19 protein-coding genes are annotated in these 20,777 nt (G+C 69.8%); 11 read left to right on the top strand and 8 right to left on the bottom strand.

Features of this window, described 5'->3' with window-relative positions:
• Positions 1-41 precede the first annotated feature (41 nt).
• Positions 42-620, top strand: coding sequence for a TetR/AcrR family transcriptional regulator (locus ABTW65_RS03300; protein WP_350658464.1), 579 nt, complete (start codon positions 42-44; stop codon positions 618-620).
• Positions 621-629: 9 nt separating this feature from the next.
• On the opposite strand, the gene ABTW65_RS03295 is transcribed toward ABTW65_RS03300, so the two are convergent.
• Positions 630-1,517 (bottom strand): AurF N-oxygenase family protein, encoded by an 888-nt coding sequence (locus ABTW65_RS03295; protein ID WP_350658462.1) that lies wholly within the window; start codon positions 1,515-1,517, stop codon positions 630-632.
• An 83-nt stretch (positions 1,518-1,600) separates the two neighbouring features.
• Here ABTW65_RS03295 and ABTW65_RS03290 point away from each other — a divergent pair, with 83 nt between their 5' ends.
• Together ABTW65_RS03290 and ABTW65_RS03285 are read left to right on the top strand one after the other, a co-directional pair.
• Entirely contained in the window at positions 1,601-2,281 is a 681-nt protein-coding gene (locus ABTW65_RS03290) for a TetR/AcrR family transcriptional regulator (protein WP_350658460.1), read from the top strand.
• Positions 2,278-2,553: a DUF4873 domain-containing protein gene (locus ABTW65_RS03285; RefSeq protein WP_350658458.1), complete on the top strand. Its 276-nt coding sequence runs from the start codon at positions 2,278-2,280 to the stop codon at positions 2,551-2,553. The genes ABTW65_RS03290 and ABTW65_RS03285 overlap by 4 nt, the downstream gene beginning before the upstream one ends.
• 19 nt (positions 2,554-2,572) lie before the next feature.
• On the opposite strand, the gene ABTW65_RS03280 is transcribed toward ABTW65_RS03285, so the two are convergent.
• Both ABTW65_RS03280 and ABTW65_RS03275 read right to left on the bottom strand, forming a co-directional pair.
• Complete coding sequence (locus ABTW65_RS03280) at positions 2,573-3,334, bottom strand: sulfite exporter TauE/SafE family protein (RefSeq protein WP_350658456.1); 762 nt, start codon at positions 3,332-3,334, stop codon at positions 2,573-2,575.
• Positions 3,331-4,032, bottom strand: a complete 702-nt coding sequence (locus tag ABTW65_RS03275) for a FadR/GntR family transcriptional regulator (protein ID WP_350658454.1) — start codon at positions 4,030-4,032, stop codon at positions 3,331-3,333. The genes ABTW65_RS03280 and ABTW65_RS03275 overlap by 4 nt, the downstream gene beginning before the upstream one ends.
• Before the next feature lie 110 nt (positions 4,033-4,142).
• Between ABTW65_RS03275 and ABTW65_RS03270 the strand changes: the two genes are divergently transcribed.
• From ABTW65_RS03270 to ABTW65_RS03255, 4 genes are read left to right on the top strand one after another with little or no spacing between them, the layout of a single operon-like run.
• Positions 4,143-5,471, top strand: a complete 1,329-nt coding sequence (locus ABTW65_RS03270; RefSeq protein WP_350658452.1) for an SLC13 family permease — start codon at positions 4,143-4,145, stop codon at positions 5,469-5,471.
• Between the two features lie 5 nt (positions 5,472-5,476).
• Entirely contained in the window at positions 5,477-6,643 is a 1,167-nt protein-coding gene (locus ABTW65_RS03265) for a CaiB/BaiF CoA transferase family protein (protein ID WP_350658450.1), read from the top strand.
• Positions 6,644-6,700: 57 nt separating this feature from the next.
• Complete coding sequence (locus tag ABTW65_RS03260; RefSeq protein ID WP_350658448.1) at positions 6,701-8,203, top strand: MFS transporter; 1,503 nt, start codon at positions 6,701-6,703, stop codon at positions 8,201-8,203.
• 26 nt (positions 8,204-8,229) lie between these two features.
• On the top strand, positions 8,230-9,828 hold the full coding sequence (locus ABTW65_RS03255; RefSeq protein ID WP_350658446.1) for a glycoside hydrolase family 13 protein: 1,599 nt from the start codon (positions 8,230-8,232) through the stop codon (positions 9,826-9,828).
• A 19-nt stretch (positions 9,829-9,847) separates the two neighbouring features.
• Here ABTW65_RS03255 and ABTW65_RS03250 read toward each other — a convergent pair whose 3' ends face one another.
• The gene (locus tag ABTW65_RS03250; protein ID WP_350658444.1) at positions 9,848-11,548 is read right to left on the bottom strand and encodes an alpha-glucosidase; all 1,701 of its coding nucleotides are present in this window, start codon (positions 11,546-11,548) and stop codon (positions 9,848-9,850) included.
• 70 nt (positions 11,549-11,618) lie between these two features.
• Here ABTW65_RS03250 and ABTW65_RS03245 point away from each other — a divergent pair, with 70 nt between their 5' ends.
• A complete protein-coding gene (locus ABTW65_RS03245) occupies positions 11,619-12,098 on the top strand; it encodes an OsmC family protein (protein WP_350658442.1) in 480 nt (159 codons plus the stop codon).
• Between the two features lie 53 nt (positions 12,099-12,151).
• A complete protein-coding gene (locus tag ABTW65_RS03240; RefSeq protein ID WP_350658440.1) occupies positions 12,152-13,861 on the top strand; it encodes an AMP-binding protein in 1,710 nt (569 codons plus the stop codon).
• Here ABTW65_RS03240 and ABTW65_RS03235 read toward each other — a convergent pair.
• Complete coding sequence (locus tag ABTW65_RS03235; protein ID WP_350658437.1) at positions 13,852-14,412, bottom strand: TetR/AcrR family transcriptional regulator; 561 nt, start codon at positions 14,410-14,412, stop codon at positions 13,852-13,854. The two genes, ABTW65_RS03240 and ABTW65_RS03235, sit on opposite strands and share 10 nt — an antisense overlap.
• Before the next feature lie 97 nt (positions 14,413-14,509).
• Here ABTW65_RS03235 and ABTW65_RS03230 point away from each other — a divergent pair, with 97 nt between their 5' ends.
• Positions 14,510-15,949 carry an MFS transporter gene (locus tag ABTW65_RS03230; RefSeq protein WP_350658436.1) on the top strand — a complete coding sequence of 480 codons (1,440 nt, stop codon included), beginning with the start codon at positions 14,510-14,512 and terminating at the stop codon, positions 15,947-15,949.
• Positions 15,950-15,953: 4 nt separating this feature from the next.
• Here ABTW65_RS03230 and ABTW65_RS03225 read toward each other — a convergent pair whose 3' ends face one another.
• The 3 genes from ABTW65_RS03225 to ABTW65_RS03215 form a co-directional block, all read right to left on the bottom strand.
• Positions 15,954-16,721 carry a thioesterase family protein gene (locus ABTW65_RS03225; RefSeq protein ID WP_350658434.1) on the bottom strand — a complete coding sequence of 256 codons (768 nt, stop codon included), beginning with the start codon at positions 16,719-16,721 and terminating at the stop codon, positions 15,954-15,956.
• Between the two features lie 7 nt (positions 16,722-16,728).
• Positions 16,729-18,357 (bottom strand): AMP-binding protein, encoded by a 1,629-nt coding sequence (locus tag ABTW65_RS03220; protein ID WP_350658432.1) that lies wholly within the window; start codon positions 18,355-18,357, stop codon positions 16,729-16,731.
• Positions 18,358-18,422: 65 nt separating this feature from the next.
• Positions 18,423-19,739 (bottom strand): MFS transporter, encoded by a 1,317-nt coding sequence (locus tag ABTW65_RS03215; protein ID WP_350658430.1) that lies wholly within the window; start codon positions 19,737-19,739, stop codon positions 18,423-18,425.
• 134 nt (positions 19,740-19,873) lie between these two features.
• On the opposite strand from ABTW65_RS03215, the gene ABTW65_RS03210 reads away from it, so the two are divergent.
• Positions 19,874-20,761, top strand: coding sequence for a helix-turn-helix transcriptional regulator (locus tag ABTW65_RS03210; protein ID WP_350658428.1), 888 nt, complete (start codon positions 19,874-19,876; stop codon positions 20,759-20,761).
• The last annotated feature ends 16 nt before the right edge of the window (positions 20,762-20,777 follow it).

Here is a 20,777-nt window from a genome sequence, read left to right as displayed (position 1 = left end):
GTGCTGCTGCTCGAATGTCTAGCACTGCTAGGATCAAGCCTATGTCGGTACAGGAGCGCAAGCAGCGCGAGCGAGCGGATCGCGAACGCCTCATCGTGGCGACGGCCCGCGAGCTCGCCGAGCAGCAGGGCTGGGACGCGGTGACGACGCGCCGGCTCGCCGAGCGCATCGAATACAGCCAGCCGGTCCTCTACAGCCACTTCCGCGGCAAGCGCGAGATCATCGGTGCCGTCGCCCTCGAGGGTGCCGCCGAGATGGCCGTGGCGATGCGCTCGGCGACGGCGGCCGCGAGCGCCCCGCGCGATCGGGTCGTCGCTCTCGCCCGTGCCTATCTCGATTTCGCCGAGCGCAACCCGGCGGTCTACGACGCCCTGTTCCAGCTCGACGGCGGCCTGGCGTACGCGCAGGAGGACACCCCGGAGCAGCTGAAGGACGCCTTCGCGGCGCTGATGGAGACCCTGGGCGAGGCCGCCGGCGACGGAGTCGCCCCGGAGCTGTTCACTGAGGTGTTCTGGGCGTCCCTCCACGGCGTCGCGACCCTGACCCGGTCGAGGCGGCTGCTGCCGGAGGACGCCGAGCGCCGGGTCGAGCTGCTGGTCGACCGCCTCGCCGTGCTCTGACGCCTCGCGTCAGTCGCGCGGCACCAGGAAGGACGCCCGCCAGATCTTGCGGTCCTTCTCCGAGACCATCCCGTGCTCGGTGAGGTACGGCATCATCTTCTCGCCCATCCAGGCCAGCGTCGCGCGGTAGTGCTCGTTGCCGAGCGCCTCGCGGCGGGCCGCCATCGGGTCGAGGCCGACGGCCGCGTAGCAGTCCGGGTGGACCAGCGAGCGCGCCATCACATAGGCGGAGCGGGCGGTGAGGTTCTGGTGCATCCGGAGCTGCGTACGCCCGATCTTCTGCGCCATCGCCGCGGCGAGCTCCTCGCGGGCGAAGGTGACGTGGCGGGCCTCCTCGGTGACGTGGATGCGGGAGGCCATCCGGGTCAGCGGCTGGCAGCGCTCGTCCTTCATCAGCTCGCGCTGCCACCGGTCGAGCGGCTCCTCGCCGACGAGGGTCGCGGAGAAGACGCTCGCTCCGTGCAGCAGTGGAGCGAACTTCCCGATACGCAGGACGGCGGGCCGGGGGCCGTACGCCGGCGCGCCCATCGCCGCGATCGCCCGGCCGAACATCACCGAGTGGCGGGTCTCGTCCCCGATCTCGGTCAGCGCGTACTGGGTCCGTGCCGTGCGCGGGTCCGCCCCGTAGACCTCGCGGAGCAGCAGCTGCATCAGCAGCACCTCGAACCACAGCCCGACGCTCATGATGCTGGCGACCTCGTGCCGGGAGAGCTCGATCTGCTGCTCCTGGCTGAGCCGGTCCCAGGTGCGGGTGCCGTAGAGGGAGACGCGCTCGGGCTGCATCCACCACAGTCCCTCGACGGGCGCGGCGTCCCAGTCGAGGTCGACCTCCGGGTCGTAGGACTGGCGTGCGGTGGAGCGCAGGAGCCTGTCGGAGGTCGGATCGGCGATGGTCATTTCTTCTCCCTGACTGAGCGGTCTGGCTGAGCGGTCGAACTAGGTGTTACCCAGAGTTACGGGTAGTTGCTAGAGTGCAGGACATGACACGGAAGGTCAAGGACGACGGCCGCTCCTCACGCTGGGCCGCCCACCGCGAGACGAGACGGGCGGAGCTGGTGGCGGCAGCCGTACGCGCCGTCGACTCGGCCGGGACCGAGGTCTCGATCGCCGACATCGCCGCGGAGGCCGGGGTCAGCAAGCCGGTGCTCTACCGCTACTTCGCCGACAAGGCCGAGCTGCACGCCGCGGTGGGGATGTGGGCGGCGCGGCAGATCCTCGACGCGGTCGTCGACGCCGTGCTCGCCCCCGCGCCGACCCGCCAGCGCGTCGAGGCTGGGGTCGCGGCGTACGTCGAGACCATCGCCGAGCACCCCAACGTCTACCTGCTCGTGGTGCGCCAGCACGCCGGCGGCACCGACCCGCTCGCGGACGGCAAGCAGCTCATCGCCGCGACCTTCGCGCGCCTGCTCGGCGACACCTTCGGCCGCCTCGGTGTCGACGCCGCCGGCGCCGAGCCGTGGGCGCACAGCCTCGTCGGGATCGGTGAGTCCACGGGCCAGTGGTGGCTCGACCGGCGCACCATGTCCCGCGCCGCGTTCACCCGCTATCTGAGCGAGTTCGTCTGGCATGCGCTGGAGGGCACCACCGCCGAGTACGGCGTCGACCTGAGCGCCCTGGACCGCCCCGAGATCGTCACCCCGCTGCGAAAGAGCCCCCGATGAGCGAGCACGAGCCCCAGCACCTCTACGACGGCCCCGCGCGCCTCGAGTCCGAGCACGGCACCTGGGAGGTCGATGTCGCGCTGCGCGGCGTCTTCCAGCCGATCGACGGCCACTTCCACTGGTACGGCCGCGTCGGCGCAGCCCTCGAAGGCGTACGCAACGGCCAGAGCGTCACCGTCCGCACCGAGCACGGCGAGGCCGAGGGACGACTCTCCGACATCGACCCCTGGGGACGGTTCCGGCTCGCCGGGACGGGAAAGCCACCGTTCTGACGTCGCTCGAGTCGGGGTCTCAGCGCACGATCATGAGCGTCGCGGCGCCGATCCCGACGACCACGATCAGCGACCGTAGGACCGTGGCCGGCAGCCGGCGACCGATGTGCGCTCCGACGTACCCACCGACGACCGATCCTGCGGCGAGCAGGCCGACGGCCCGCCAGTCGAGGTCGGCGATGGCCAGGAAGATCACCGTGGCGACCACGTTCGAGGCCATCACCGCGAACGTCTTGAGCGCGTTGACCGTACGGAACTCCAGATCGGTCCCGAGCCCGAGCACTGCCATCATCATCACCCCGGACCCGGCGCCGAAGTAGCCCCCGTAGGCGCCGGTCAGCGTCGCGAACAAAGTGGTGAAGCCGGAGATCCGCACCCGCGGCTCGGCGTCGGCGGCGTGCTGGCGCAGGAACCGGCTCAGCCGCGGCTGCACCCCCACGAGTACGCAGGTGCCCAGGATCAGCCACGGCACGACCGCCTCGAAGACCGATCCCGGCAGCCACAGCAGCAGCAACGCTCCGGCGATGCTGCCGGCGCCCGCGGTGATCAGCACCGCAGCGGTCACGCCCGGATGCTCGGCCAGCTCGCGCCGGTAGCCGAAGGAGCCGCTGAGTCCGGCCGGCGTCATCCCGACCGTGTTGGAGGTGTTGGCCACGACCGGCGGGAGACCGACCGCGACCAGGACAGGGAAGCTGAGCAGCGAGGCGACGCCGACGGTGGAGGTGAGGATGCCCGCGCCCAGGCCCGCGGCGAGCACCACGAGCTGGTCGACCCAGGTCATGAGTCGCGAAGAAGCGCGACGTCGCTGACGAGCATGACGTGGCCGTGCATCGCGGCGGCGGCACGTTGGGCGTCGCCCGCGGCGATGGCGTCGGCGATCTTCTGGTGCCCGGCGAGCGAGGTTCGGGGGCGGTCGGGCTGGGAGAGCGACTCGATGCGGGTCTCCCGGATCAGCTCGCTGATCTCGGACATCATCTGCTCGAGCAGAGGGGAGTGAGCGGCCTGGGTCACCGCCCGGTGGAAGAGCTCGTCGCCGTGGACCCCGCGCCCGCCGCCGGTGATGTCCTCGTCCATCGCCTTCAGCGCCGCGTCGATGCGATCCAGGTCCTCCTTGGTGCGCCGCTGGGCCGCCAGCGCCGCGATCTTCGTCTCCAGTGCGTCACGCGCCTCGATGACGTCGGGGATCCGCTCCGCGTGCGCCCGGATCGCGTCGGTGATGCGCTCGACCCGCGGCTTGTCGGTCAGCACCGTCCCGTCGCCGTGGCGGACCGCGACGACGCCGATGACCTCGAGCGCGACCAGCGCCTGGCTGAGGGTCGCTCGGCTCACGCCGAGGCTGGTGGCGAGCTGTCTCTCCGGCGGCAATCGGTCGCCGGACTTCAGATCGTTCTCCGAGATCCAGGCCGTGATCTGCTCCGCGACCTGCTCATACAGGCGGGTTCGCTGCAGTGGACGTGGAAAGCGCGCGGACTCACTCATGGCTACAGGGTATTGACCTTCGGCCGATTGTCCTATTGGCTAGTCCACTGAGCCGACCGTGATGCGAGTCACACCGGTGCCAGACGGGGGCCAAACAGAAGGGAAGTCCGATGGGACCGGAATGGGTGGCGATCATCGCGCTGGTCGCCTTGTTCGTGGCAGGCACGTTGCTGCCGATCAATATGGGAGCGCTCGCGTACGTCGCAGCGTGGCTGGTCGGGATGTTCGCGCTGAACCTCGACGAGAAGGAGATCCTGGCCGGAGTCAGTGCCGACCTGATCCTGACGCTGATAGGCGTGACCTATCTGTTCGCGATCGCGAGGAACAACGGCACGGTCGACCTGATAGTCAGTAGTGCCGTACGCGCGGTGGGCGGCAGGGTCGCCCTGATCCCATGGGTGATGTTCGGCGTGACCGCGCTGTTGACCGCCATGGGAGCCGCCAGCCCGGCGGCCTGCGCGATCATCGGGCCGGTGGCGCTCGGCTTCGCTGGCCGCTACAAGATCAACCCGCTGATGATGGGCATGTTCGTCGTGCACGGTGCTCAGGGCGGCGGTTTCTCGCCGATCAGCATCTACGGCACGATCACCAACTCAGTCATGGTCGACAACGGTCTGCCCTCCAGCGAGATGACGATCTTCGTGGCCAGCCTGGTGGTCAACCTGATCATGGCGACGATCCTGTTCTTCTTGCTCGGCGGGCGATCGCTGATGAGCATGCGGCTCGACCCCGATGAGGCGGCCGGCGCCGCCGCTGGCGTACCGGGTGAGCTGCACGAGGGCGGCGTGACCGTCCCGGCCCGCGGCTACGGCACCGTCGCCCCGACCGGGACGAAGGCCGGCATCCGCACCGAGCAGGTCCTGACCCTGGCGGCGTTCGTCATCGTCGCGGCCATCGCCCTCTTCTTCGACAAGAACATCGGCTTCGCCTCGATCACCGCGGCGACCGTCCTCGCGGCTCTCTCGCCGAGCCAGCACAAGGACGCCATCCGCCAGATCGCCTGGCCGACGGTCCTCCTGGTCGCCGGCGTCTCGACGTACGCCACGATCCTGAACACCGCCGGAGCGCCGGAGTTCGTGGGTGGCTGGGCAGCCGGCCTGGGTGTCGCGGCGATCGGCGCGCTCATCCTCTGCTACGTCGGCGCGGTCGTCTCCGCGTTCGCCTCCTCGACTGCGCTGCTTCCGATCATCATCCCGATCTCGGTGCCGCTGATCGCCGAGGGCGGGATCTCCGCAGCCATGTTCGTGGCCGCGCTGGCGATCTCCTCGACCATCGTCGACGTGAGCCCGTTCTCCACCAACGGTGCGCTGATGCTTGCCAACCGGCCCGAGACCATCACCGAGGAGCGCTACTACAAGCAGATCCTCGGCTACAGCGTCATCGTGGTGCTGGTCGGTCCCCTCCTCGTCTGGGCCACCATGGTCCTCCCGGGCTGGTGACGGGCATGCGTGGACCACTCGACGACGTCGTCGTCCTCGATCTCTCCCGCGCCCTGGCCGGGCCGCACTCCGCGATGATGATGGGCGACCTCGGCGCCCGCGTGATCAAGGTGGAGGCGCCCGGGCACGGCGACGACACCCGGGGCTGGGGCCCGCCGTTCGTGGGGGAGGAGGGACAGCGGGAGGCGACGTACTTCCTCTCCGCCAACCGCAACAAGGAGTCGATCACCCTCGACCTCAAGGACACCGACGACAAGGACGTGCTGTTGCGCCTGGTCGACCGGGCCGACGTGCTCATCGAGAACTTCCGCACCGGCGTCCTGGACCGGCTCGGGCTCGGTATCGACGAGCTCCAGGCCCGCAACCCGCGCCTGGTCGTGCTCTCGATCACTGGCTTCGGCCATGACGGCCCCGAGGGTGGGCGGTCCGGCTACGACCAGATCGCACAGGGCGAGGCCGGGCTGATGTCGCTCACCGGGTCGGGTCCCGAGGACCCGCAGCGGGTCGGCACGCCCATCGCCGACCTGCTGGCCGGGATGTACGGCGCCTACGGCGTGCTCGCCGCTCTCCACGAGCGCGACCGCACCGGACGCGGCACCGTCGTCCGCACCTCGCTGCTCTCCGCCGTCGTCGGCGTCCACGGTTTCCAGGGCACCCGCTGGACCGTGGCAGGGGAGGTCGGCCGCGCCCAGGGCAACCATCACCCGAGCATCTCGCCGTACGGCCTGTTCCGCTGCGCCGACGGGACCGTGCAGATCGCGGTCGGGAGCGAGGGGCTCTGGCGGAGGTTCTGCACCGCCTTCGACATCTCACCCGACCTCGACGGAATGGCCACCAACCCCGAGCGGGCGGCCAATCGGGAGAAGGTTGTCGAGCTCGTCGAGACGCTCTTCGCGCCCTGGCCGGCCGAGGAGCTGCTCGCCAAGCTCGCCGAGGCCGGCGTCCCGGCCGGCAAGGTGCGCTCCCTGGACGAGGTCTACGCCTGGGAGCAGACCGCCAGCCAGGGCCTGCTGATCGACGTCGACCACTCCACCCTCGGCCACCTGACCCTCCCCGGACCGCCGCTGCGGTTCTTCACCGACGGGGCGGAGGTGACCCCGACCGACCACGCCGCGCCACCTACCCTCGACCAGCACGGGCCGGGGCTGCGTACGTGGGTGGCAGACCAGTAGGCACCTGACTGGGATACTGCTCGCACCGCGTCTACCGCCGAGGGAAGGAGCCCGATCATGCAGGACTCTCCGAGTGATCGGGCTCCTCTCCGGCTGGGTACGGCCCGCGGCCGCTGGGTGCTGGCGACGACGGTGCTGGGCTCCGGCCTGGCACTGCTCGACTCGACCGTCGTCAACGTCGCCCTCGGCCGGATCGGGGACGATCTCGACGCGGGCTTCTCCGGGCTGCAGTGGACGGTCAACGCCTACACGCTGAGCCTCGCGGCGCTGATCCTCCTCGGCGGTTCCCTCGGCGACCGCTTCGGACGGCGCCGGGTGTTCCTCATCGGCGTGGTGTGGTTCGCTCTCGCGTCGCTGCTGTGCGGGCTGGCTCCCAACATCGAGCTGCTGATCGCCGCGCGGGGGCTGCAGGGGGTCGGCGGCGCCCTGCTGACTCCGGGGAGCCTTGCGATCATCGCCGCGTCGTTCCATGTCGACGACCGGCCCGCGGCCGTGGGCGCCTGGTCGGGCCTCAGCGGCGTCGCGGCCGCGGTCGGACCGCTCGTCGGCGGCTGGCTGGTCGAGATCGACTGGCGGCTGGTCTTCCTCATCAACGTCCCCGTCGCGGTGCTCATCGTCATCGTCGCCCTGCGCCACGTCCCGGAGAGCAGAGACCCGGACGCCAGCGGCCGACTCGACCTGACCGGCACGGTGCTGGCCGCGGCCGGACTCGGCGCTCTCACCTTCGGACTCACCCGGGCGGGCGAGGTGGGCCTCGTAGGCTCCGTGGCGGCGACCGCCGCAGTCGGAGTCGCCTGCCTGGTCGCCTTCGTGGTCGTCGAGGCCCGCTCGACCCACCCGCTGGTCCCGCTCGAGCTGTTCCGCAATCCTCAGTTCAGCGCGGCCAACGCCGTCACCCTGCTCGTGTACGCCGCACTCGGCGTGATCTTCGTACTGCTCGTCCTCCAGCTCCAGATCGTCAGCGGCTGGTCGCCGCTCGCCGCGGGCTCGGCGCTGCTGCCGGTGACCGTCGTGATGCTGCTCTTCTCGTCCCGTGCGGGCGCGTTGGCGCAGCGCATCGGTCCGCGCCTGCCGATGACGCTCGGGCCGCTGCTCGCGGCAGGCGGCGCACTCTGGATGGGGCGGATCGGCCCCGACGCGTCGTACGTCGTCGACGTGCTCGCGCCCGTCCTGCTCTTCGCCATCGGGCTCACCCTGCTGGTCTCGCCGCTGACCGCCACCGTGCTCGACGCCGCCGACGACCGGCATGCCGGCATCGCCTCGGGCGTCAACAACGCGGTGGCCCGGACCGCCGGGCTGCTGGCCGTCGCCGTCGTCCCGGCGGCGGTCGGGATCGCCGGCGCCGACTACACCAACCCGCAGACCTTCGACGAGGGCTACGGCATGGCGATGATCATCAACGCCGGTCTACTTATCCTCGGCGCGGCCCTCGCGGCGGCGTTCGTACGGCGTCCGCTCGCCGCCGAACCCCAGCCCGACGACCACCGGATGCACATCGAGACCTGCGCGCACTGCGGTGTGACCGGGCCCCAGCTGCACCCGGCCGACCACGACCACTGAGACCGCGCCGACCCGGCCTGGGTGGCATGACCTGGGCGGCATCCGGTTACCGGGCTCCCGTGGATGCTCCGTGGTGGCGTGAGGCCGTGACCTACCAGATCTATCCGCGATCGTTCGCCGATGCGGACGGAGACGGCACGGGCGACCTCGCCGGTATCACCTCCCGGCTCGACCATCTGGCAGACCTCGGCGTGGACGCGATCTGGCTCTCGCCGTTCTATCCCTCGCCGCAGATCGACTACGGGTACGACGTCGTCGACCCCCGCGGCGTGGACCCCCTCTTCGGGACCCTCTCCGACGCCGAGGACCTGCTCGCCAAGGCGCACGAGCTCGGCCTGAAGGTGATCATCGACCTGATCCCCAACCACACCTCCTCGGGTCACCCGTGGTTCGCCGAGGCACTCTCGGCCGGCCCGGGGTCACCGGAGCGCGATCGCTACATCTTTCGCGATGGTCGAGGGTCCGACGGCGAGGAGCCGCCGACCAACTGGAGATCGGTCTTCGGCCAGCCGGCGTGGACACGGGTCGAGGACGGGCAGTGGTACCTCCACATGTTCGACGAGGAAGAGCCTGACCTCAACTGGCGCCATCCCGAGGTGGCCGAGGAGTTCCGTTCCGTGATGCGGTGGTGGCTGGACCGCGGGGTCGATGGCTTCCGCGTCGACGTCGCCCACGGACTGGTCAAGGCCCTGCGCGACCAGCACGTCCCGGAGGGACGGTCACCCAACTCCGACCCGGCGATCATGTACGACGAGGGCATCGAGGACGATCCGATGTGGGATCACCCGGACGTCCACGGGGTCTATCGGGACTGGCACGATCTCGTCGCGTCCTACCCAGGTGAGCGAATGCTGATCGCCGAGGCGTGGACCCAGGGACCGGCAGACCTGCGCGGCTACCTGCGCAGCGACGAGTTCGAGCAGGCCTTCAACTTCCGGTGGCTGCAGTCGCACTGGTCGGCACGCGAGTTCACCGACGCGATCACATCCACACTCGAGGCGCTGCGTCCTTCCCGAGCCTGGCCGACGTGGGTTCTCTCCAACCACGACGCCGTACGCCACCGGACGCGCTACGGCGACGGGGAGCAGGCGCTTGCCCGCGCCCGCGCGGCGACGCTGACGATGCTGGCACTGCCGGGGTCGGCGTACCTCTACCAGGGTGAGGAGCTCGGGCTGCCGCACGTGGAGCTGCCCCCGGAGCACCAGCAGGACCCGTGGGCGGAGGGCGGCAACGGCCGGGACGGTTGTCGGGTGCCGTTGCCGTGGAGCGGTGACGCTCCGCCTTTCGGCTTCGGTCCCGGCGACGGCCAGCCTTGGCTGCCGCAGCCGGTCCAGTGGGCGAACCTGACCGTGGCTGCGCAGACCGGCAGCCCCGGCTCGACGCTGGAGTTCTACCGGTCCGCGCTCGCGGCCCGTCGCCGCTACGCCCTCGGTGGCGACGAGGAGGTGGAGTTCCTCGATGCGCCCGAGGACGTCATCGCCTTTCGGCGTGGCCGCCTGACCGTTGTCATCAACTGCGGCGCGGTGCCCGCGCCGCTGCCGCGCGGCGACGTCGTGATCTGCAGCGGTGAGCCGCTCGCCTCCGAGCTGCCGCCGGACACCGCGGCCTGGTTCCTCGACGGCTGAGGCCGCTCAGCCGAAGGGCTCATCGGCGGAGGACCCGTGCCTCCCACGGTGCCATCACCGGGCCGCTGCCGCTCCCGATCACGAGCTCGCCGCGGCTCTCCTCGACGAGCTCGCCCAGGTCCGCATCGTCGCTGCTGAAGTTCGCGAGCACGACCAGCTGCCCGCTCTCGTGGCGGCGGCGGAAGGCGAAGATCTGCGGATGGCTGTCGCTCAGCAGGGTGAAGTCGCCGTCCACCACGGTCGGGTCCTCGTGCCGTAGCCGGATCAGCCGGCGGTAGTGCGAGAGCACCGAGTCCGGATCGTCCATCTGCGCCGCGACGTTGACCTCGGGGTAGTTCGGGTTGACCGCCAGCCAGGGCGTTCCGGTGGTGAAGCCGGCCGCGGGGGAGGCGTCCCACTGCATCGGCGTACGTCCGTTGTCGCGGCACATCGCCCGCAGCGAGGCCATCACCTCCTCGGGATCCACTCCCAGGGCAACCGCCTCGTGGTAGTAGTTCACCGCCTCCACGTCGTCGACCTCGTCGATGGAGGTGAACGGGAAGTTCGTCATGCCGATCTCGTCGCCCTGATAGACGAATGGCGTGCCCCGCTGCAGGTGCAGGACGGTCGCGAGCAGCTTGGCCGACTCGGTCCGCCAGCGGCCGTCGTCGCCGTACCGCGACACGATCCTCGGCTGGTCGTGGTTGTCCCAGTAGAGGCTGTTCCAGCCCACGTCCGCCAGACCCTCCTGCCAGGCCGCGAGCCGATCACGCAGCCGACCGAGATCGAAGGGGCGTACGTCCCACTTGAAGGCGCCGTGATCGATCTCGACGTGCTCGTAGTGCAGGACCATGTCGAGCTCGCGGCGGGCGGGATCGGTGTACTTCCGGCCCTCCTCGACCGTCGTCTCGCCGGTCTCACCGACCAGCAGCAGGTCGCGGTCGTACCGGTCGAAGACCTCCTGGTGCATCTCGGCGAGGTACTCATGGACGCGCGGCCCGTCGATCACCGACTGCCGCATGTTGCCGTAGCGCTGCCCGGGCATGACCGGTGCCTCCGGAAGCTCCGGGTCCTTGGAGATCAGGTTCACCACGTCCATCCGGAAGCCGTCGACGCCGCGGTCCAGCCACCAGCGCAGCACCTCGTACACCGCCTGCCGCACCTCGGGGTTCTCCCAGTTCAGGTCCGGCTGCTTCTTGGTGAACAGATGCATGTAGTAGGCGGCCCTGCCCTCGCTGTAGGTCCAGGCCGGGCCGGAGAAGAACGACCCCCAGTTGTTGGGCTCGTCGCGCCACCAGTACCAGTCGCGCTTGGGGCTCTCGGGGCTCGAGCTCGACTCCACGAACCAGGGGTGCTCGTCCGAGGTGTGGTTCGCGACGAGATCCATCACCAGCTTCATCCCGCGCTCGTGGAGGTCGGCGATCAGCGCGTCGAGCTCTGCGAGCGTGCCGTACGTCGGGTCGACATCGTGATAGTCGCTGACGTCGTAGCCGTTGTCGGCCATCGGCGAGGGATAGACGGGGGAGATCCACAGGACGTCGACCCCGAGCCACTCGAGGTGGTCGAGGCGCTGCCTGATGCCACGCAGGTCGCCCACGCCGTCGCCGTTCCCGTCGGCGAAGCTGCGTGGGTAGACCTGGTAGACGACGGCGGATCGCCACCACCCCGGACCGGTGCGCCCAGCGGGTGCGGTGACGCTCGAGGGTGTGCGTTCTCCATCAGCGGGTGCCAGGTGGGTCATGACGTGGGCGGTAACCGTGTGGCGCGCCGCGCATACTTGCCGGTTGACGGCCCGGCGCTAGCGTGTGCGCATGGCACTGACCCACGACTACACGGTCTCGGTGGAGTGGACGGGCAACCGCGGCACCGGGACGAGCGGCTACCGCGACTACGCCCGGGACCACGTCGTACGCATCGAGGGCCTGCCCGACGTCCTCGGCTCCTCGGACCCGACCTTCCGCGGCGACGCGAGCCGGCACAACCCCGAGCAGCTGCTGCTGACCTCACTGGCGCAGTGCCACATGCTCTCCTACCTGCACCAGGCGGTGACGGTGGGCGTTGTCGTCGTCGACTACCACGACGCCGCGACCGCCACCATGGAGACGCAGGGGACCGGCGGCCGGTTCACCCGCGCCGTGCTGCACCCGGTCGTCACCGTCGCCGACGCTTCCATGATCGAGGCGGCGACCTCGGCCCACCACCAGGCCCACCTGGACTGCTTCATCGCGAGCAGCGTGAACTTCCCGGTCGACATCGAGCCGACCGTGATCGTCGGTGGACTGGAGCGTTAGCCCCCTCTTCCGGGGGTAGGGCAGGGGTCGGCCTCGCGACGATGATGACCGCCATGACTCGTTCGACCTCGACCGACGCCCTGCTCGCCGCCCGGGACGCGCTGATCGCCCAGCGCCTCGACTACGCCGCTGCGCTCGACACCTTCCGCTGGCCCGACGTCGGGGCGACCTTCAACTTCGCTCACGACTGGTTCGACCCGATGGCGCGGGGCAACGACGCTCCGGCGCTGGTCATCGCCGAGTCGGACGGGTCGCGGGCTGCGTACTCCTTCGACGAGTTGGCGCGTCGCTCAGATGCGGTGGCCCGCTACCTTCGCCGCCTCGGCGTCGGCTCGGGCGACAGCGTGGTCGTCATGCTCGGCAACCAGGTCGAGCTGTGGGAGACCATGCTCGCGGCGATGAAGGTCGGTGCGGTCCTGATGCCGACGACGACGGCGGTCGGCACCGCCGAGCTGGTCGACCGGCTCGCCCGTGGCCGGGCGAGGGCCGTGGTCTGCAACGCCGAGGACACCGACAAGTTCGACGGCGTCCCCGGCGACTACGTGCGGATCAGCGTGGGGGAGCAGCGGGAGGGCTGGAACGGCTACGCCGCAGCGGCCGCGGAGGCCCAGGAGCCTCTCGATCACCCCGGCAACGCCACGACCGACGCGCTGCTCCTCTACTTCACCAGCGGCACCACGAGCCGCCCGAAGCTGGTCGAGCACACCCACTACACCTACCCGGTCGGCCACCTGTCGACGATGTACTGGCTCGGTCTGCGCCCCGGCGACGTCCACATGAACATCTCCAGCCCCGGGTGGGCCAAGCACGCCTGGTCGAACTTCTTCGCGCCCTGGCTCGCTGGCGCGACCGTCTTCGTCCTCAACTACGCCCGCTTCGAGGCCGCCACGCTGCTGCAGCGGATCCGGGAGGAGCACGTGACCAGCATGTGCGCTCCGCCGACCGTGTGGCGGATGCTCATCCAGGCCGACCTTTCCGGCGGCTGCGGGTCGCTGCGCGAGGCGATCAGCGCCGGTGAGCCGCTCAACCCCGAGGTGATCAGCCAGGTTCAGCAGGCCTGGGGCCTGACCATCCGCGACGGCTTCGGGCAGACCGAGATGACCGCGACGGTCGCCAACAGCCCCGGCCAGCCGGTACGTCCGGGGTCGATGGGCCGCCCGCTGCCCGGTGTCCCGGTCGTCCTCGTCGACCCGATCGAAGGCACCGTGATCGAGGGACCGGGTGAGGGCGAGCTGTGCCTTGATCTGGCCGCGCGACCCGCCACCTTGATGACCGCCTACCGCGATGACGAGAAGCGCACCGCCGACGCGATGCGCGGCGGCTTCTTCCATACCGGCGACGTCGCCAGCCGCGACGAGGAGGGCTACATCACCTACGTCGGCCGCACCGACGACGTCTTCAAGGCCTCCGACTACAAGGTCTCGCCCTTCGAGCTGGAGTCGGTCCTGATCGAGCACCCCGCGGTGGCCGAGGCGGCGGTCGTGCCCGCACCGGATCCGGTGCGACTGGCCGTCCCCAAGGCGTACGTCTCCCTCACGGCCGGCCACGAGCCGACCGCCGAGACCGCGAGGGCGATCCTCGAGTTCGCCCGCGACCACCTGCCGCCCTACCTGCGCGTACGGCGCCTGGAGTTCTTCGACCTGCCCAAGACGATCTCGGGGAAGATCCGGCGCGTCGAGCTCCGGACCCGCGAGCAGGAGGTCGTCGACCAGCGGCCGCCGGGGGAGCACCGCTACGAGGACTTCTTCTCCCGTCAGTCCTGAGCCACCAGGCGCCGGACGCTCTCGACGACGATCTCCCGGCACCGAGCGCGGCTCGGTCGGCGTACCAGGGCGAGCTCGGGTGTGTGCAGGTGCCAGCTCATCGCGAGCGCGCGAACTTCGGTGAGCAGCTCGAGCGGGGAGTAGGCGGTCGTCAGCTTCCCTGCCTGTTGCGCCTCCTCGATCTTGGCCAGCTTCGCGTTGTTGGAGGCGACGATCGCCGGAAGCTTCCCGTCCGGGCGCTCGAGCTGGTACCAGGTCGTCAGCCGTAGCGTCGTGGGGAAGCGCTCGTAGAGGTCGAAGGAGCGACCGGCGTAGGCGGGCAGGTCGGTGGCGTCGAACTCGACCTCGTCGACGAACGCGAGCACCCGGTGGGCGAAGACGGCATCGAAGAGCTCGTCTTTCGTGCCGAAGTACTTGTAGATCAGCGCCTTGTTCGCAAGCGCCGTCTCCGCGATCCGGTCGACGCGTGAGCCGGCGATGCCGTACGCCGCGAACTCGGCCTCGGCGGCGTCGAGGATGCGGGTACGGGTCGCCTCGGAGTCTCTGGCCATGCACCCACCCTAAAGCAAGTAACTAGTTAGTTGCATTTCACGGCGAGCAGTGCTTCACTGAAATAACCAACTCGTTAGTTACTTAGGAAGTGCATTCATGTCTTCGACATCCCAGCGCGCCGGTGCCCGTCATCGGGTGGTGGTCCTGATGGTGATCCTCGGCTGCCAGCTGATGATGACCCTCGACGCCTCGATCGTGACCACGGCGCTCACCCACATCAAGGCGGAGCTCGGCTTCACCGACTCCTCGTTGTCGTGGATCCAGAACGCCTACGTGCTCGCCTTCGGCGGACTCCTGCTGCTCGGCGCACGAGCCGGCGACCTGCTCGGCCGGCGCCGCGTGTTCATCGCCGGGACGGCGCTCTTCACCGCAGCCTCGCTCCTGGCCGGGCTCGCGCCGTCGGCCGAACTTCTCATCGCAGCCCGCACCTTGCAGGGGGTGGCGTCGGCCTTCGCGATCCCGTCCACGCTGGCGCTGCTGATCACGAGCTTCCCCGAGCCCGGGGAGCGCACCCGGGCGATCGCGATCTACAGCGCGGTGATCGGCGCCGGAGCGAGCGTCGGGATCATCGTCGGCGGCGTCTTCACCGAATATCTCTCCTGGCGCTGGGGCCTCCTGATCAACGTCCCGCTCGGGATCCTGATCCTCGCCCTCTCACCGCGCTTTCTCCCCGAGACCGAGCCTCAGCCAGGTCGTGTCGACATCCTCGGCGCGCTCAGCGTCACCATCGGCATGTCGGCACTCGTCTACGGTCTTGTCGAGGCCGCCGAGATCGGCTGGGGCAGCGCCCGAACCCTGCTCCCGCTGACCGCGTCAGTCGTCCTGCTCGTCGCCTTCGTGATCATCGAGCTGCGGGCAGCCCAGCCGATCGTGCCGCTTCGGCTCTTCTTCAGCGTGCAGCGCTCCGGGGCGTACATCGGCCGGATCCTGATCGTCGGCGCGATGTTCTCGACGTTCTACTTCCTCTCGCAGTACCTCCAGAACGTACGCGGCCTCAGCCCGCTCGCCACCGGACTCGTCTACATCCCGATGACCGGCATGTTCTTCGCCATGGTCTACGCCGTGCGCTGGGCCGGACCGAGGATCAGCAAGCCTGTGCTGCTGCTGACCTCCCTGGTCACGGCGGGGATCGGCATGGCGTGGCTGAGCCGGATCGACGCGACGACCCCGGTGGCGTCGATCCTGCCGCCCCTGCTCGTGCTGGGCATCGGCCAGGGCATCACGATCATCCTCCTCACCGACTTCGGGATGGCCGAGGTCGACCCGGGTGACGCTGGTGCCGCCTCCGGCCTGGTCAACACCGCTCACCAGATCGGTGGCTCGATCGGGCTCGCGCTCCTCACCGTCGTCTACGGCAGCGCGGTGCACCACGACCCCGCGCCAGGAGCCGTCGCGCAGGCCCATGGCTACTCGACCGTCTTCGACGTCGCGACCGGCTTCTACGCCCTTGCCGTGATCGTCGCCCTTGTCATGCTGACCGCCCACCGGCGTGCGAGCAGGTCGACCGCGCCGGTCACGGTGGCTGCCGCCAGCTGAGCCGTCAGGGACGGACGGTCAGGCACTGCGTACTGACGCCGAAGGCGCCCTGCTCGTCATGGAGCACCGACGTCGTCACGCCGGCGCCCTCCGGGCCGAACGAGACCGTCGTGTCGAGCCCCAACCAGCCAGGAGCCGGAGCACGGAACAGGTGCGCGGTCAGGTCGAGGTTGGGGAAGCTGACGACCTTCGGGTCGGCCCGGACGGCCACGCCGTTGGTGATGTCGAGCAGGCCGGCGACCTGCGCCAACCGGCTCACCTCCTCGTCGGCGACGAGGGGGTGAGCCGTACGCACCCAGGACTGCGCCCGACCCCGGCCGAGGTCGTGGCGGCGTACCTCGACCGAGGCGATGAAGCCCCCGTCCCACAGCGTGGTCATGTCCCAGGCGGGCACGGCGTCTGGCGCGGGCATCGGCTCGTGGCGGGTGCCGGCGAGCTCCGCGGTCGGGTAGCCGGCGGTCAGCCAGGCACGGAGGAGCACCACGGGCCGGCCGCCATGGCAGGCCCGGGCCTCGATGAGCTCGATCGTGCGTCCGGCGCGGAGCACGGTGATCTCGATGTCGACCGGCTCGAGCGGGACGGTGCCGAGGATGTCGTAGCTGATCCGGGTGATCTGGAGCCCGTCGTCGCGGCGAGCGTCGCGGTCCCGTTCGACCTCGTGCGCCAGCACGCCGAGCAGGGTGGCGATGTGCTGCGTGTCCAGGTCCCAGGCACCGCCGACGTGCTCGGTCGGAGTAAAGGTGCGCGGACCGGTCCTGTGCCAATAGCTCATCGGCGGCTCAGAGGCCGAGCAGCGCGACGCTCTGCTCGCGCATGTCGATCTTGCGGACCTTGCCGGTCACGGTCATCGGGAACTCGTCGACGAGCAGCACGTAGCGCGGTGCCTTGTAGTGGGCGAGCTTGCCGCTGGCGAAGGCGCGGACGGCCTCGGCGTCGAGCGGCTCGGCGCCGGGTCGCATCCGGATCCAGGCGCAGAGCTCCTCGCCGTACCTCTCGTCCGGAACGCCCACGACCTGGGCCTCGGCGATGTCGGGGTGGGTGAAGAGGAACTCCTCGATCTCGCGGGGGTAGATGTTCTCGCCGCCACGGATGACCATGTCCTTGATCCTTCCCACGACCACGCAGTAGCCGTCCTCGCGCATCACGGCCAGGTCGCCGGTGTGCATCCAGCCGTCGGCGTCGATCGCGTCGGCGGTCTTCGTCTCATCGTCCCAGTAGCCGAGCATCACCGAGTAGCCGCGGGTGCAGAACTCACCCGCCGTGCCGCGGGGGACCACCTCGCGGGTGGCGGGGTCGACGATCTTGATCTCGACGTGCGGGGCGGCCCGGCCGATCGTCTCGGTACGCCGCTCGAGGTCGTCGTCGGTGCGGGTCTGGCAGGAGACCGGCGAGGTCTCGGTCATGCCGTACGCGATCGCGACCTCGCTCATGTGCATCTCGCTGACGCAGCGCTTCATGACCTCGATCGGGCACAGTGCGCCGGCCATGATCCCGGTACGCAGCGTGGAGAGGTCGTAGGAGGCGAAGCCCGGGTCGTCCTGCATCGCGATGAACATCGTCGGCACTCCGTACAGCGCCGTGCACCTCTCGTCCTGGACCGTCTGCAGGGTCGTGGCCGGGTCGAAGCCGGGGCCCGGGATGACCATCGTCGCGCCGTGGGTGGTGCAGCCGAGGTTGGCCATCACCATGCCGAAGCAGTGGTAGAACGGCACCGGGATGCAGAGCCGGTCCTGCTCGGTGAAGTGGATCGCCTCGGTGACGAAGAAGCCGTTGTTCAAGATGTTGCGGTGCGACAGCGTCGCGCCCTTCGGGAAGCCCGTGGTCCCGGAGGTGTACTGGATGTTGATCGCGTCGTTCGGGTCGAGCGTGTAGTCGACGTGGTCGGCCAGGCGCTCTCCGCGGCCGGCGGCCAGCAGCGCGTCCCACTGCGGCGTACCCAGGAAGATGGTCTGCTCGAGCGCGCCGCAGTCGTCCGCCACCTCGCCGACGAGGGAGACGTAGTCGCTGCTCTTGAACTCGGTCGCGCTGATCAGGAGCCGCACCCCGGACTGGTTGAGCGCGTAGGCGAGCTCGTGGGTCCGGTAGGCGGGGTTGATGTTGACCAGGATCGCACCGATCTTGGCCGTGGCGAACTGGACCATCGTCCACTCGGCGCAGTTCGGAGCCCAGATGCCGACGCGGTCGCCCTTGCCGATGCCGGCCTTGCGGAGGCCGACCGCGAGGGCGTCCACGTCGGCGTCCAGTTCGGCGTAGGTCCAGCGTCGGCCGGTGGCGATCTCGACGAGCGCCTCACGGTCTCCGTGGCGGGCGACGGTGCGCTCGAAGTTGGCTCCGATCGTCTCCTCGAGCAGCGGAACGTCGATGTCGCCACGGGCCGACGATGCGGTGATGGATGAGGTCTCGGTCATGCCGCGAGCATGACCGAGACCGTGGTGGCAGCCCCACCCCCGAAGGAGGGTGAGAGGGTGCCGGATCAGGCGAGTGCGGGCTCCGCGTCGAGCTCCACGCGGCTGGTCTCCTTGGCCACCAGCAGGCAGCCGATGCTCAGCACGGCCAGGGCGCTGAGGAAGTACGCGATCCCGTCGGTGCCCCATCTGGCCAGCAGGTCCTCGGCGATGACCAGCGGGACGGCGCCGCCGAGGATGCCCGCGATGTTGTAGCCGAGACCGGCTCCCGTGTAGCGATACTTCGCCTGGAACATCTCGGGCAGGAACGCCGCGATCGGGCCGTAGTTGAGGCCGAGTACGCACAGCATCAGGCTGTTGCCGAGGGCGAAGCTCACGAAACTGCCGGGCTCCATGATGGCGAAGGACAGCGGGCCGGCGACGAGGCCGAAGGCGGCGCCGATGAGCAGAACCACTCGGCGGCCGAGCACGTCGGAGAGCCACGCGGAGGCGATGACCGTCACGCTCATGGCGAACGCCGCGACGATGACGCCGAGCAGGGCCTGGCTCATGCTCAGGCCGAGGGTGCCGACCGCGTGCGCGACCATGAAGCTGGCGCCGGTGTAGAAGGCGCCGAAGACGACCGCCATGATCCCGCCGCTTAGCAGCACCTGCCGCCACTGGTCACGGATGCAGCCGACGAACGGCAGCGCGCTGCGGGTGCCTGCCGACTGGATTTTCTTGAACGACGGCGTCTCGGCGATCTTCAGCCGGACCCAGAGCCCGACCGCGATGAGGACGGCGCTGGCCAGGAACGGGATCCGCCAGCCCCAGGCCGCGAACGCGGCGGGCTCCATCAGGCGGAAGGTGGTGAGCATGGCTGCGGCGGCGAGGATCAGGCCCAGGCTGGGGCCGAGCTGCGGGAACATGCTGTAGCGCCCGCGCTGGCCGCGGGCCGCGTACTCGGTGGTGAGGAGTGCCGCGCCCGCCCACTCGCCGCCGAGCGCGATGCCCTGCAGTGCGCGCAGCAGAACGAGGATCACCACGGCGCCCTTGCCAATCGACTCCACGCTCGGCAGCAGGCCGATCGCGAACGTCGAGGTGCCCATGATCATCAACGTGGTGATCAGGGTGGCCTTGCGACCGATCCGGTCACCGTAGTGGCCGAAGAGGATCGCTCCCAACGGTCGGAAGACGAACGCGACGCCGAAGGTCGCGATCGAGGCCAGGGTGCCCTCGGGTCCGCCCATGGATGGGAAGAAGACGGCATTGAACACGAGGGCTGCCGCTAGCCCGTAGATGAGGAAGTCGTAGAACTCGATGGTGGTGCCGGTCAGTGACGCCGTCGCGACGCGGCGCATGGTGCGCCCGTCGACCTCGGCTCGGTCAGCCGCGATTTGGGCCATGATCGTGCCTCCTACTCGGATTGGTGAACCGAGTGTGGGACTGTCACCACTTGGCCGATACCCCCGGAAGAGTGCCCTCGAAAGAGGGGGTGTGCCTCTTGTTGCCTGTGATGGTCGTCACTTACGCTCACGTCATGAGCAGCACCGCCATCGCCCCAGAGGCGCCGTACGACGGGTCCCGGATCGCCCAGACGCTGGCCTCCTTCCGGACCGCGTCGGGGCTGGACCTCGCCTTCGGTGGGCCGGTGCGCGGCGACGGCACGGCCATCGACATCACCGCGACCTATGGCGCGAAGGGCGCCTCGCTTCGCGGCCTGCGGGTCGTCAACGGGGAGGGCCTGGGCGGCAAGACCCTGCAGACCCGTCAGCCCGGCTCCGTCGACCACTACTACTCCGCTCGCGGGATCACCCATCTCTACGACACCGCCGTCGCTCAGGAGCAGATCCAGACCGTCGCAGCCCTGCCGATCCTGGTCGACCGGGCCCCGCGGATGCTCATCTACCTCGCCTCCCGCTCGCGGCTCGGTCTCGGCGGCGTCTGGTTCGACTCGCTGCGTCCGCTGATCCGCACGCTCGAGCGCGAGATCCTGATCGACGACGAGGTCCGCAACCGGCTCTCCCGGCTGGCGCCCGCGCCGACTCGGGCTGCGACCCCGGACGAAACGGCCGCGAAGCGCGACCTCGCCGAACGCCGGGAGATGGCGGCCGAGCTCACCGACCTGGCCGGCCAGGTGCTCGATCCTGAGGTCCGCAGCCGCCTCGAGGCCATGGTCCTACGGCTCACCGCCGCGCCGGGGGAGAAGCAGCCGCCTCAGCTCGCTCCGGCCGTACGCCTAGCCGCTCGCGAGCTCGACGTCCTGCGCCAGGTGGCGCTCGGGAGCAGCAACCGGCAGGCCGCCGAGGCCCTCGGGATCGTGGAGAGCACGGTGAAGTCCTACCTCAAGAGTGCCACCCGCAAGCTCAACGCCAACAACCGCGTCCACGCGGTTCGGATGGCGCGCGAGGCCGGCCTGATCGACTGACGCCCCTCGTACGGGG

It is taken from the genome of Nocardioides sp. NPDC127503, from assembly GCF_040302165.1.
Lineage (GTDB): Bacteria > Actinomycetota > Actinomycetes > Propionibacteriales > Nocardioidaceae > Nocardioides.
The sequence above is the reverse complement of the archived record's forward strand: the minus strand, read 5'-3'. Positions and strand labels throughout refer to the sequence as shown.

Coding starts and splice junctions, on each gene's coding strand:
- ABTW65_RS03300 (WP_350658464.1), top strand. CDS start 42: ATGTCGGTACAGGAGCGCAAGCAGCGCGAGCGAGCGGATCGCGAACGC.
- ABTW65_RS03295 (WP_350658462.1), bottom strand. CDS start 1,517: ATGACCATCGCCGATCCGACCTCCGACAGGCTCCTGCGCTCCACCGCA.
- ABTW65_RS03290 (WP_350658460.1), top strand. CDS start 1,601: ATGACACGGAAGGTCAAGGACGACGGCCGCTCCTCACGCTGGGCCGCC.
- ABTW65_RS03285 (WP_350658458.1), top strand. CDS start 2,278: ATGAGCGAGCACGAGCCCCAGCACCTCTACGACGGCCCCGCGCGCCTC.
- ABTW65_RS03280 (WP_350658456.1), bottom strand. CDS start 3,334: ATGACCTGGGTCGACCAGCTCGTGGTGCTCGCCGCGGGCCTGGGCGCG.
- ABTW65_RS03275 (WP_350658454.1), bottom strand. CDS start 4,032: ATGAGTGAGTCCGCGCGCTTTCCACGTCCACTGCAGCGAACCCGCCTG.
- ABTW65_RS03270 (WP_350658452.1), top strand. CDS start 4,143: ATGGGACCGGAATGGGTGGCGATCATCGCGCTGGTCGCCTTGTTCGTG.
- ABTW65_RS03265 (WP_350658450.1), top strand. CDS start 5,477: ATGCGTGGACCACTCGACGACGTCGTCGTCCTCGATCTCTCCCGCGCC.
- ABTW65_RS03260 (WP_350658448.1), top strand. CDS start 6,701: ATGCAGGACTCTCCGAGTGATCGGGCTCCTCTCCGGCTGGGTACGGCC.
- ABTW65_RS03255 (WP_350658446.1), top strand. CDS start 8,230: ATGACCTGGGCGGCATCCGGTTACCGGGCTCCCGTGGATGCTCCGTGG.
- ABTW65_RS03250 (WP_350658444.1), bottom strand. CDS start 11,548: ATGACCCACCTGGCACCCGCTGATGGAGAACGCACACCCTCGAGCGTC.
- ABTW65_RS03245 (WP_350658442.1), top strand. CDS start 11,619: ATGGCACTGACCCACGACTACACGGTCTCGGTGGAGTGGACGGGCAAC.
- ABTW65_RS03240 (WP_350658440.1), top strand. CDS start 12,152: ATGACTCGTTCGACCTCGACCGACGCCCTGCTCGCCGCCCGGGACGCG.
- ABTW65_RS03235 (WP_350658437.1), bottom strand. CDS start 14,412: ATGGCCAGAGACTCCGAGGCGACCCGTACCCGCATCCTCGACGCCGCC.
- ABTW65_RS03230 (WP_350658436.1), top strand. CDS start 14,510: ATGTCTTCGACATCCCAGCGCGCCGGTGCCCGTCATCGGGTGGTGGTC.
- ABTW65_RS03225 (WP_350658434.1), bottom strand. CDS start 16,721: ATGAGCTATTGGCACAGGACCGGTCCGCGCACCTTTACTCCGACCGAG.
- ABTW65_RS03220 (WP_350658432.1), bottom strand. CDS start 18,357: ATGACCGAGACCTCATCCATCACCGCATCGTCGGCCCGTGGCGACATC.
- ABTW65_RS03215 (WP_350658430.1), bottom strand. CDS start 19,739: ATGGCCCAAATCGCGGCTGACCGAGCCGAGGTCGACGGGCGCACCATG.
- ABTW65_RS03210 (WP_350658428.1), top strand. CDS start 19,874: ATGAGCAGCACCGCCATCGCCCCAGAGGCGCCGTACGACGGGTCCCGG.